General features: G+C 42.9%; 14 protein-coding genes and 1 riboswitch. Of the genes, 8 read left to right on the top strand and 6 right to left on the bottom strand.

The window, feature by feature from the left end:
- Positions 1-146 precede the first annotated feature (146 nt).
- A riboswitch (SAM riboswitch) is annotated at positions 147-286 on the bottom strand.
- 714 nt (positions 287-1,000) lie between these two features.
- Entirely contained in the window at positions 1,001-2,590 is a 1,590-nt protein-coding gene (pckA, locus tag ACXAEA_RS06000; protein ID WP_475095004.1) for a phosphoenolpyruvate carboxykinase (ATP), read from the top strand.
- Between the two features lie 972 nt (positions 2,591-3,562).
- On the opposite strand, the gene ACXAEA_RS05995 is transcribed toward pckA, so the two are convergent.
- Together ACXAEA_RS05995 and ACXAEA_RS05990 are read right to left on the bottom strand one after the other, a co-directional pair.
- The gene (locus ACXAEA_RS05995; protein ID WP_475095003.1) at positions 3,563-3,805 is read right to left on the bottom strand and encodes a DUF2584 domain-containing protein; all 243 of its coding nucleotides are present in this window, start codon (positions 3,803-3,805) and stop codon (positions 3,563-3,565) included.
- Between the two features lie 49 nt (positions 3,806-3,854).
- Positions 3,855-4,625 carry an alpha/beta hydrolase family protein gene (locus ACXAEA_RS05990; RefSeq protein WP_475098062.1) on the bottom strand — a complete coding sequence of 257 codons (771 nt, stop codon included), beginning with the start codon at positions 4,623-4,625 and terminating at the stop codon, positions 3,855-3,857.
- Between the two features lie 137 nt (positions 4,626-4,762).
- Between ACXAEA_RS05990 and ACXAEA_RS05985 the strand changes: the two genes are divergently transcribed.
- From ACXAEA_RS05985 to ACXAEA_RS05975, 3 genes are read left to right on the top strand one after another with little or no spacing between them, the layout of a single operon-like run.
- Entirely contained in the window at positions 4,763-5,758 is a 996-nt protein-coding gene (locus ACXAEA_RS05985; RefSeq protein ID WP_475095002.1) for an ABC transporter substrate-binding protein, read from the top strand.
- A 16-nt stretch (positions 5,759-5,774) separates the two neighbouring features.
- Positions 5,775-6,551, top strand: a complete 777-nt coding sequence (locus tag ACXAEA_RS05980) for an ABC transporter ATP-binding protein (RefSeq protein ID WP_475095001.1) — start codon at positions 5,775-5,777, stop codon at positions 6,549-6,551.
- Entirely contained in the window at positions 6,532-7,338 is an 807-nt protein-coding gene (locus tag ACXAEA_RS05975; RefSeq protein ID WP_475095000.1) for an ABC transporter permease, read from the top strand. The genes ACXAEA_RS05980 and ACXAEA_RS05975 overlap by 20 nt, the downstream gene beginning before the upstream one ends.
- 42 nt (positions 7,339-7,380) lie before the next feature.
- On the opposite strand, the gene ytkD is transcribed toward ACXAEA_RS05975, so the two are convergent.
- Together ytkD and ACXAEA_RS05965 are read right to left on the bottom strand one after the other, a co-directional pair.
- Positions 7,381-7,848, bottom strand: coding sequence for an RNA deprotection pyrophosphohydrolase (gene ytkD / locus ACXAEA_RS05970; protein WP_475094999.1), 468 nt, complete (start codon positions 7,846-7,848; stop codon positions 7,381-7,383).
- Positions 7,849-7,918: 70 nt separating this feature from the next.
- Positions 7,919-8,251, bottom strand: a complete 333-nt coding sequence (locus ACXAEA_RS05965) for a hydrolase (protein ID WP_475094998.1) — start codon at positions 8,249-8,251, stop codon at positions 7,919-7,921.
- A gap of 240 nt (positions 8,252-8,491) precedes the next feature.
- Between ACXAEA_RS05965 and ACXAEA_RS05960 the strand changes: the two genes are divergently transcribed.
- A complete protein-coding gene (locus ACXAEA_RS05960; RefSeq protein ID WP_475094997.1) occupies positions 8,492-8,749 on the top strand; it encodes a DUF6154 family protein in 258 nt (85 codons plus the stop codon).
- Between the two features lie 412 nt (positions 8,750-9,161).
- On the top strand, positions 9,162-9,617 hold the full coding sequence (locus ACXAEA_RS05955; protein ID WP_475094996.1) for a DUF4304 domain-containing protein: 456 nt from the start codon (positions 9,162-9,164) through the stop codon (positions 9,615-9,617).
- 217 nt (positions 9,618-9,834) lie between these two features.
- Here the strand turns inward: ACXAEA_RS05955 and ACXAEA_RS05950 are convergent, their stop codons facing one another.
- Positions 9,835-10,275 (bottom strand): Dps family protein, encoded by a 441-nt coding sequence (locus ACXAEA_RS05950; RefSeq protein ID WP_475094995.1) that lies wholly within the window; start codon positions 10,273-10,275, stop codon positions 9,835-9,837.
- A gap of 135 nt (positions 10,276-10,410) precedes the next feature.
- On the opposite strand from ACXAEA_RS05950, the gene ytzI reads away from it, so the two are divergent.
- Positions 10,411-10,575, top strand: coding sequence for a YtzI protein (gene ytzI / locus ACXAEA_RS05945; RefSeq protein ID WP_475094994.1), 165 nt, complete (start codon positions 10,411-10,413; stop codon positions 10,573-10,575).
- Between the two features lie 57 nt (positions 10,576-10,632).
- Positions 10,633-10,887, top strand: coding sequence for a membrane protein insertion efficiency factor YidD (yidD, locus tag ACXAEA_RS05940; protein ID WP_475094993.1), 255 nt, complete (start codon positions 10,633-10,635; stop codon positions 10,885-10,887).
- 9 nt (positions 10,888-10,896) lie between these two features.
- On the opposite strand, the gene ACXAEA_RS05935 is transcribed toward yidD, so the two are convergent.
- Complete coding sequence (locus ACXAEA_RS05935) at positions 10,897-11,460, bottom strand: beta-class carbonic anhydrase (protein ID WP_475094992.1); 564 nt, start codon at positions 11,458-11,460, stop codon at positions 10,897-10,899.
- Between the last annotated feature and the right edge of the window lie 88 nt (positions 11,461-11,548).

The raw sequence follows: 11,548 nt of genomic DNA, 5'->3' as shown, positions 1-11,548 counted from the left end.
TGATCATTTCCTAATCTTACCCATGGGAGCAATGACACCAAAGAAGGCAGTCCAGCTGTTTTTTTACCAGCTGTGAACGGAAAAAAGCAATATAAAAAACCTCTCCAATTCATGAGGAAAGGTTTTGCTTCAATCCGCGCCTTTCGCTCTTATCGTTCAAGGGCAATTCCCTTGCGTCAGGTTAGCACCTTTGCCCGGAAAATGTCAGCAGTAAAACAGCTGTTTTTCTCGTTTGCAGGTTGCTGGGTTTCATTGGGCCTGTCCCTCCACCAGCTCGGGATAAGAGAGTATCCGTTCAAATCAAAATCATAACGAACCTATAATTACATGTCAATCATTTTCTCGTTGTTTTTGTCGATTGTTGTTGAAAGTTTTTTCCTAAGAATGTTTTCATAGATTTTTTCCCATTTATATTGAAGTAAATTCCTTTTTTGCATAAATAATGATGATTGTTTGTAAAAGATTTAAAACTATGTTAGTACATAGGTAAAAGGTTATTTTTTTAATTCATTAGTATAGACTAATTAAACTAATGTGTTATACTATTATCCGAGATGTAAACACTTACAAAATATTAAACTTGCAAGAAATGCGGAAGCGCCTTGGTCAGCCCCGACAAGCGCTGGAGGGCCGACCGGTGAAGTCGCTCTTTGACTTCATTGGGCGGACCGAAATCGAAAAGTATAGCCGACTGTCCAGAACGAAGAAACTGGAGACTCCGACAAAGAAGCGCTTTTTGCTTCTGCGGGCGGAGTTGAAGTTTCGGAGTTTCTAGGAGGCAACACTAGACAATTCGAAAAGCGGAGGCGACTGCCAACTCCGACAAGCGCTGGAGGGCCTGACAGTGAAGTCGCTCTTTGACTTCATTGGCAGGACCGAAGCGTCTCGAGGAGTTAGGAGCCGCAGCTAGACAAGCGTCTCGAGGGGCTAGGCGCTGGAGCTGGACATTTCTCAAAGTTGATATGAATTTTGAATCTATAAAAAAGGAAGGTATTCTCCGATGAATGTTGTAGGAATATCAAACGAACTTTCAGCTTTATTAAAAGGAAGCAATATACAGGTACAGCTATCTGTTCCCCAGCTTGTTGAAAAAGTACTGAACCGCAACGAAGGAGTACTGACTTCAACTGGCGCAGTCAGAGCAACAACTGGAAAATATACTGGCCGTTCACCCAAGGATAAATTCATTGTTGAAGAAGAAGCCGTAAAAGATAAAATTGACTGGGGATCCGTCAACCAGCCTATTTCTGAGGAATCTTTCACAAAGCTTTATAATAAAGTCCTGAATTTCCTAAAAGAAAAAGAGGAAGTTTTTGTATTCAAGGGCTTCGCAGGTGCTGACAAGAAATACCGACTTCCAATCCAGGTCATCAATGAGTATGCATGGCACAACCTGTTCGCTCATCAATTGTTCATCCGCCCGAACGAGGAAGAGCTTCTTGGACATGAATCCGAATTCACGGTAATCTCTGCTCCGACTTTCAAGGCTGACCCTAAGATCGATGGCACAAATTCCGAGACATTCATCATCGTTTCTTTCGAACAGCGCGTCGTGTTGATTGGCGGAACTGAGTATGCTGGTGAAATGAAGAAATCGATTTTCTCCGTCATGAATTACATTCTGCCTGAGAACGGCATTCTTTCTATGCACTGCTCTGCAAACGTAGGTCGCGAAGGCGATGTAGCATTGTTCTTCGGACTTTCTGGAACTGGCAAGACAACTTTATCGGCTGATACGAACCGCCGCTTGATTGGTGATGACGAGCATGGCTGGTCAGCAAATGGTGTGTTCAACATCGAAGGCGGCTGCTATGCAAAGTGCATCAACTTGTCCAAGGAAAAAGAACCGCAAATCTATGATGCGATTCGCTTCGGTTCTGTACTTGAAAATGTTGTTGTCGACAACGAAACACGTGTCGCTGATTATGATGACAGCACACTGACAGAAAACACTCGCGCAGCTTACCCAATCCAGGCAATCGATAACATCGTAGAACCAAGCATTGCGGGACACCCAAATGCTATTGTATTCCTGACTGCAGATGCTTTTGGAGTATTGCCTCCAATCGCCAAGCTGTCAAAGGAACAGGCAATGTACCATTTCTTGAGCGGCTATACATCAAAGCTTGCAGGCACAGAGCGCGGTATCACGTCACCGCAGGCTACTTTCTCAACATGCTTCGGTTCACCATTCCTTCCGCTCGCTGCAACAAGGTACGCGGAAATGCTGGGTGAAAAAATCGATGAGCACAACGCGAAGGTATTCCTTGTTAACACTGGATGGACTGGCGGAGAATACGGTACAGGAAGCCGCATGAAGCTGGCGTACACTCGTGCAATGGTCCAGGCAGCACTTGAAGGCGAATTGAACAATGTCGAAACAGTCAAAGACGAAATCTTCGGCCTTGACATCCCTCAACACGTTCCAGGTGTACCGGACGATGTCCTGCAGCCAGTAAAAACTTGGAACGACAAAGACGCTTACTATGTTAAAGCAAACGAGCTTGCCGGAAAGTTCCGCGAAAACTTCAAAAAGTTCTCTAACGTACCTTCAGAGATCGAAGAAAAAGGCGGACCTACAGCGAAATAGAATTTTTTTGAGGCCATCTCTGAGGAGGAGATGGTCTTTGCTTTTGCTTCTTTTCCTGTTCGTGCTTTTTTAGGGTTTAGCTGAACAATATAAGATAGCAAGTGAAACAGATTGGTCACCTGTTATTTTGATTTCAGGAAAAACAGGGTACTAATGAACCTGGTTGGTGACCTGAATTTCCTATTTTCAGGATAAACAGGGCTCCAATAAAACAGATTGGTAACCTTATTTTCCAATTTCAGGAAAAACAGAGCTCCAATAAACCCGATTGGTGACCTCATTTTCCTATTTCAGGAAAACCGGGTCACCAATAAAGCTGATTGGTGACGTGAATTTCCGATTTCAGGAAAAACAGGGCGCTAATAAACCCGATTGGTGACTTCATTTTCCTATTTCAGGTAAAACACGGCGCTAATGAACCCGAGTCGGGACCTCATTTTCCTATTTCAGGTAAAACACGGCGCTAATGAACCCGATTGGTGACTTTATTTTCCTATTTCAGGAAAAACAGGGCTCTAATAAACCCGATTGGTGACTTCATTTTCCTATTTCAGGTAAAACACGCGCTAATGAACCCGATCGGTGACCTCATTTTCCTATTTTAGGAAAAACATGGCGCTAATGAACCCGATTGGTGACCTCATTTTCCTATTTTAGGAAAAACAAAGCACCAATGATGCCGATTGGCCACCTATTTTTCCTATTTCAGGAAAAACGGGTCACCAATGAAGCTGATTGGTGACGTGAATTTCCGATTTCAGAAAAAACACGGCGCCAATGAACCCGATTGGGGACCTCATTTTCCGATTTCAGAAAAAACAGGGCTCCAATGAACCCGATTGGTGACCTCATTTTCCGATTTCATGTAAAACAGAGCATCAATAAAGCCGATTGGTGATCCGCTCACACTCTTATTCGCTCATCACCACAGTATTCTCTCCAATAAAAAACAGAGCACAATTTGTGCCCTGCTTAGTTCGTTGAATTCAATGAAATCAACTTATATGTGAGTGTGGTAACATTTTTTGTCCACTCGACTTTTGTGATGACGCCGGTTCCTGACAGGTCACCTTCAATCGTCTTTTTGACTTCTAGCGGAATGTCAATCGGGTAAAGCCTGTAGCCTTCCTTTTCCAGAGAGAAGAAATTGTCTTCGAGCCGTTTTTCCCTGCCCTTTGTTACGATCATTGTATTCAACTCTAATGGCATTCCCATCTTTCTCGCTCCTCTTCATTGGTCACTTAAGCCTTCACTTTTTATTTTATCATTGTTGTGACTGCGTTTTCATCCAATTCGTTAAATCCTCGACAACTTTCCGGTTGGTCACGGGCGGAAAGTAGTGTGTATATTCATCAAAATACCAGCTTTCTACAGGCTTGTCCAACTCTTTCAGCCGTTTCTCGAGACGGTATGAATGTTCAACGGATACATTTCGGTCATTCCTGCCATGAATCAAAAGCACCGGTGCATTCAGGTTTTCAATCTGGTATAAAGGTGTCCTGAACCTGTACATTTTCGGAACCTTCTTCGGCGAGCCGCCGATCACCCTTTTCATCATCCGCCGCAAGTCTTTTCTCTCGACATAGGTCAAAGACATATCCGTTACACCGCCCCATGTCACTACTGACGCTGCTTCAGGGAATTTGATGCCCGTCAATAATGCCATCAACCCTCCGCGGGAAAAACCAAAGATATGAATTTTATCTACCCATGGAAAAGATTGCAGCAGCTGGAACCCTGCAAAGGCATCAACACGGTCTTCGCCGCCAAAATCCTCATCCCCTTCTCCACCCTGGTTGCCGCGATAGAATGGGGCAAATACGGTAAAACCCTCGGAGGCGAACTGGGCAATCCTCGCCGGCCTCACCTTGCCCACATTCTTAATGCCCCCGCGCAAATACAGGAACCCTTCTGTTCCGCTTCCATCTGCAGGTTTGGCCAGAAGTCCTTTCACTCTCAATCCGCCTGCATAATAGGTCACCATTTCCATCTCAACAGACGGATTAGGGGAAGGAAATTTGAAAGCTGAGTACATTTGACCGTCATTTGCCAAACGAATCACTCCTCTATATGAAATTATTTTAATTTTGGTACCTGGGCATTCACACATTTTTCGATGATTCATACGATATCCTAAGCCCAATTTAAGACAGATTTTTAGGAGGCATTTGTATGAAAAAATGGTTCAAAGCCGGTTTCGCTTTATTTTTGATTGCTGTCCTTATTATACCTCTTGCTGCCTGCGGTAAGGAAAAGGTACAGACAGTCAAGGTTGCCGAGGTCACTCGTTCGATTTTCTATGCTCCTCAATATGTTGCCCTTGCAAAAGGATTTTTTGAGGATGAAGGGTTAAATGTTGAATTGACGACTGCATGGGGCGGTGACAAAACCATGACAGCCGTACTTTCTAATGCGGCAGATATCGCCCTTGTAGGATCGGAAACTTCCATTTACGTCTATGCACAGGGATCAAATGACCCAGTCATCAACTTTGCCCAGCTGACCCAGACGGATGGAACCTTCCTTGTTTCAAGAGAAAAAATGGATGATTTTTCATGGAATCAGCTGAACGGATCAACTTTCCTTGGCCAGCGCAAAGGCGGAATGCCTCAAATGGTTGGTGAATTTGTTTTAAAGAAACATGGAATCGACCCACAGCAGGACCTCGAATTGATTCAGAACATTGATTTTGCGAATATCCCTAACGCCTTCGCATCCGGCACTGGAGACTTTGTCCAACTGTTCGAGCCAACTGCGAGTTTGTTTGAAAAAGAAGGCAAAGGCCATATCGTCGCTTCGTTCGGAACAGAGTCCGGTCATGTACCTTATACCACTTTCATGGCAAAACAAAGCTTTATGAAGAAAAATCCCGAAACAATCGAGAAATTCACACGTGCCGTTTACAAGGCACAGCAATGGGTGGATTCCCATAGTGCAAAAGAAACGGCCGAAGCCATCCAGGAATATTTTAAAGATACAGATTTAGAGTTAATTGAAACAGTTGTTGAGAGATACAAGAGCCAGGGGTCTTTCGCAACGGATCCGATCCTGGATGAAAAAGAGTGGAATAACCTGCAGGACATCATGGATGAAGCAGGTGAACTTCCTAAGGAAGTCAGCCATGAAACCCTGGTCAATACAGAGGTTGCAGGAGATGTCATGAAATAAAAGGAGGTTGCAGCCAATGGACTTTTTGACATTAAGAGGAATCCATCACACATATTTCACAAAAACATCCGCTGTCACTGCCTTGAATGATATTTCACTCGATGTCCGGGAAGGCGAGTTTGTCTCCTTCCTGGGTCCGAGCGGCTGCGGCAAAACAACGCTGCTTTCCATCATCGCGGGCCTGATAGAGCCAACAGATGGCCAGATCACGCTGGAAGGGAAAACTGTTAAGGATGCTACGAACCAGACCGGTTACATGCTGCAGCAAGACTATCTTTTTCCATGGAAAACAATCGAGGAAAATATTCTGCTTGGCTTAAAGATCAGCGGTACTTTGGAAGAGTCGAAGAAAAAAGAAGTTTTAGCGCTGCTCGGGCAAATGGGATTGGAGAATGTTGAATCCCTTTACCCAAAACAGCTTTCCGGCGGGATGCGCCAGCGTGTGGCACTGGTCCGGACTCTGGCAACGGCACCGAAGCTGCTCATGCTGGATGAACCATTTTCGGCTTTGGATTACCAGACTAAACTTAAACTTGAGGACCTGGTTTCCAACACCTTAAAATCATTTGGCAAGACAGCGATTCTAGTAACCCATGATATCGGAGAAGCCATTGCCATGAGCGACCGAATCTTCTTGTTCTCGCCAAGGCCGGGGCGGTTGCACAAAACATTCTCGATCCCAGATGAGTTAAGGAACTTAAGTCCGTTTGAGGCTAGGAACCATCCTTTATACAACGAGCTGTTCCAGAATATATGGAAGGAGTTGGAATCCATTGAACCAGAAGAAAACTGAACTCCTCCATCAAAACTATTTGAAAAGCCTGAGCCGGGAGCGGAAAATTATCCGCTTGTACCAACTGCTAATCTTTATCGCTTTCTTCGGAACTTGGGAAATTTCCAGCCAGCAGAAATGGATTGATCCGCTCCTGTTCAGCTCACCTTCAAAGATATGGAATTTGTTAATCGAGAAGACGATGGACGGATCATTAGCTGTGAACCTCGGTGTGACACTGGCCGAAACCGTCCTTGGTTTCATCCTTGGCACCCTTCTCGGAACAGTACTCGCTGCACTGTTATGGTGGTCACCAATGCTTTCAAAAATATTGGACCCCTATCTTGTTGTGCTGAATTCAATGCCCAAGGTTGCCCTTGGCCCGATTTTGATTGTCGCTCTCGGCACCAATTTAACATCGATTGTCGCAATGGGAGCAATCATCTCCATCATCATCACGACAATCGTTGTGTACACCGCCTTCAAAGAGGTCGATCCCAATTACCTTAAAGTGCTTCAGACATTTGGAGCAACCAGGGCTCAATGCTTCCGGGAAGCGATTCTGCCAGCCTCCTTTCCCACCATCATCTCAACTTTGAAGGTGAATGTCGGCCTTTCCTGGGTTGGGGTCATCGTAGGGGAATTCCTCGTCTCTGCGCGAGGGCTCGGCTATATGATTATCTACGGATTCCAGGTATTCAACTTTACCCTCGTGTTCCTGTCGCTGTTTGTCATCGCCGTATTTGCGACCGTTATGTACCAGCTTGTCGAGCTTCTCGAAAAGAAACTGATCAAAAATAATCATTAAAACAGCCGGATTATATGTCCGGCTGTTTACACAAGGTGAGTTTTACTCTTTTTCACATAAATATTCCAGACTTCTTTTCACAACATCGTCTTTCATGATAAAACTGAATTCATCATTCATCCTAAGCGATAATAAATCCCCGTTAACAAACACCGGTCCGCCTGTTTCGAGATAATCATCCTGGGGAACAATCTCTTCTGCTACACCATAAAAAATTCGCTTTACAAACGATGTATCTTCCGCGACAACCTGGTACTCACCAATACTTTCAAGCGTACTCAACACAGCACCTGTTTCCTCCATGACCTCTCGGTGGGCTGCTTTTTCCAGCGTTTCGCCTTTCTCCACTTTGCCGCCAGGAAACTCGAGTCCCCTTTCGCTATGGCTGGTCAGCAGCCACTCACCTTTATATTTGCATATCACCAAAATATGTTCCGGTTTTATATCAAAAGCATTTTCATGAAAAGCAAGCGTCACTTCGGCCCCATTCAAATCTCTGAACTTTTCCATCCCTAATCTCTCCCACAAACTTCTTTCTTTTATTATATAGGAAAGCCGGTAAATGAATAAACCGCAGACATCAGTCTGCGGCTCTATTTCCCGATAGGATACCCATGCTTTCGATATGCTGTTTAGCTTCATCATCACCTAGCTTGTAGATCGTTTCATATACTTGTACCAGCTGGCGGTCCAATGCATCATTTTCCCTGTCATAATGATACTGAACGTAAGGTACATGGGCTCTCATGAAGTTTTGCCATCCCGTTGAATGGCTCTGATCGAAAATCTCCCTTAAGTTCGTAATTTCTTCATCTGTCGCTTCAATCTTGAAGTTCCATGGAGATGCAGTCGATACGCTGGAAATCTCGCCATCACTTATGTTGATATAGTAAGTTCTTTTTTGATCTGGCATGCTGAATCACCTCATGGATATCCTTCCCTGCTGTCAATCTGAATATCCTTAAATAAATAAATTTTCCCACCCACCTAATGGGATGTATTATGGTAAAATGAAAAACAATACAGAGACAATTGCAGGACTTACGCTCAGGAAAATACTTCAATATCAAGGCATATTTTTTCCTATGGAGGGTATTTAATAAATATAAGAATAAAATGGATTATGGACAAAAAGAAGGAGAGGTGAATTGAAATGAAACTGATTGATGAGCTGTACGAATTATATCGTAATAAATTGACCGGTGACGAAGAGGATATCGATATGCTCGCTTTTGCTTTCCTTGAAGAAATGAGCCGTGAAGATTTGCTGAAAATCATTCATGATCTTGATAAACAAGAGCTTTATGATTTGATGGGCCACTATCTGATTGAAAGCCTGAAGGGCAAGTTTGCCCAGGATGATTTCGGAGCGCGTTCAGTAAATTCCTATTCTTCCCGCAATGTCCATTGATGAATCGTCATAACATACATATCTGCCGGCTGCTGAAGCCGGTTTTTTCTTTTATCACAAAAAAACTGGCCCGTTAAGACTAACGGGTTGGGTTTTCGAGTACAAAAACTTCATTAGCACACAAAATAGAAGTCCAATTCGTAATTGAATTGGACTGCATCTTTTTGTAGATATATCAAGCTTTTCTGTGCATAATAAGGGGTTTTAGCACCTGGATTTTCACCCCTTTTTAACAGGATGGCAGAAGTTATTGTCAGCCTTCGAATTCGTATGCTAATTGGTGTGCTAAAAATGATAAACAGGATTTTGGATAAAGGAAGCTTATTCAACTACAGATGCAGTTAAGTTTAATGAAGAATATGGGATAAAATAGATTTGAATAACGAACGGAATCAAAAAAAGGGGTTTTTTTATGTCTTCTGGACGTGATGAAATGATTAAAGCACTGAAATCAATTCTTGTACCATTATTAAGAGAAAAGGGCTTTAAGGGGTCTTTTCCTCATTTTCGACGGATATTAGAATCCCGAATTGACCTTATTTCTTTCTTCTTTGACAAGTATGGTGGTGGGTTCATTGTTGAAATTGGGGCTTCTCCAGTCAATGGTTTTACAATTAAGGGTGGACCTCATTTTCCTCCAAATAAGGTAAACACAACTCACCACGTTCCTTGTACACGACTTGAACCAAATGAGGAACACGACTCTTTTAGATATGACGAAGAACCTATTCCAGATGATATTTACGAAAAATTAGCATATGAGGTTGTCTCCCTTCTCCCAAAAGCAGAGGAATGGTGGAACTCTGATAAAATAGTTCGCATTATTAAGAAAAAGACTAAACAACAAGGCTACATCAATTTGGATTGAATAAATATCCCGTTATTATGCGAACAGGTGCTAATGTACAACAACGCACTAATATAAAGAAAGCTCAGGGCTTTTATGGCTCTGAGCTTTTTGTGTGCTAAGATATATGATAAAACACCTGCTAATTCAAATGCGAAATACTGTGCATATTGCACTGTGAATTCCCATTTTGCATCTCAAGGCCGAAAACATTAAGTTAAAACGGCCAGTTTTACTTTTAACCCAAATAGGCCTTGAACATCCACATATGCTTGCGAAGGCTCTTTTTTACCTCAGTCAACATGTCAGCAGTAGCTGCATCTTCTTCTTGTTCTGCAAGTTCAATTCCTTCTTGCAGCTCGTCCACAATTTTAGAGAAGTCGTCATGCAGTTGGCTGACCATATCCTCTTCTTTTTCATTGCCTTTTGCTTCCTTGACAGTAGACATTTCCAGGCATTCTTTAAGAGTCGCAACAGGTTTTCCTTCAAGTGCGAGGATTCTTTCTGCGAATTCATCTATAATTACTGCTGCTTCATTGTAAAGTTCTTCGAATTTAACATGCAGCGTGAAGAAATGGCGGCCTTTGACGTACCAGTGATAGTTATGAAGCTTAGTGTAAAGGACCGTCCAGTTTGCTACTTGCTGATTAACTGCTTGGATTAAATCTTTTTGTGCCATTGTATTTTCATCCTCCTCTTAATTCATTAATGTATATTCCCCTGCCTTTGTGGTAACAAACATCTTGACAGCAACTTTTTTCCTATGGCAGAAAAGAACATGCTAAAATAATTTTGAAGCAAAGGAGGCATTTTTATGTATACAGTTTTGATTATCTCAGTCGTCATTGTTATCATTGTTCTTGTATTAAGCGTAGTGACCACCTCTAAAGCCTATCAATTTAAGCACACGATCGACCCTGTTGACAAAAACAACAGCCAGGGAGATGCTCCTGAAATAGAAAATGACGAAAAAAAATAAGGAGCTGGCAGCAGCTCCTTTGAATCGTTAATAAGCTAGAGAAGGGATCGCAATCACATGCTAAAAAAAGCATTCATCGGCATTATCCGTTTTTACCAGATCGTCATTTCGCCTATAAAACCGCCAACATGCCGATTCTATCCTACATGCTCTCACTACGGACTGGAGTCGATCAAACGTTTTGGCGCATTGAAAGGTGGCTTGATGACGATTGTCCGTATCTTGAAGTGCCAGCCCTTCCACCCCGGCGGCATTGATCCTGTACCCGAAGTGTGGCCTTCAAAGAAAAAGGCAAAAGCGCATAATCATTAATAAGTAGATTTACCCTTCATACCCATTGATCACCTGATCCAGTCTTCCAGTCGCTGGATCGATCACCAGGCCATGTACGGGAACATCTTTTGGCATTAAAGGATGGTTTCGGACGATTTCAACACTGTGGGCAACGCTGTCCTTGACGTTGTCAAATCCATGAAGCCATTCCTGAACATCAATACCTGAATAATTTAATGTTCCCAGCGTTTCTTCAGCGACACCGCGCTTTAGCATTTCCTCAATTACGATATCAGGCTTCATCCCGCTCATTCCGCAGTCATAATGGCCGATGATCACCACTTCTTCAGCCTTCAGCTGGTAAACAGCGACAAGCAGGCTCCTCATAATACTTCCAAACGGATGCATGATTAGCGCACCGGCATTTTTAACAATCTTCACATCCCCATTCCGAACATTCAATGCTCTCGGCAGGAGTTCCACAAGCCGTGTATCCATGCATGTTAAAATAACCATCTTTTTATTAGGAAATTTGGTCGTCGTAAATTCTTCATATTTTTTTTCAGCGACGAACTGTTCATTGAAATTCAGGATTTCTTCAAGCATTCTCATTTTTTTGCAGCTCCTTTAAAAATTCTCTTTTTAATAGCATACATCAAACTTATAGATGAACCAAAATTTTTTACTTGCTTTTACCTCC

The organism is Mesobacillus sp. ABV4_180 (genome assembly GCF_056158485.1).
The sequence above is the reverse complement of the archived record's forward strand: the minus strand, read 5'-3'. Positions and strand labels throughout refer to the sequence as shown.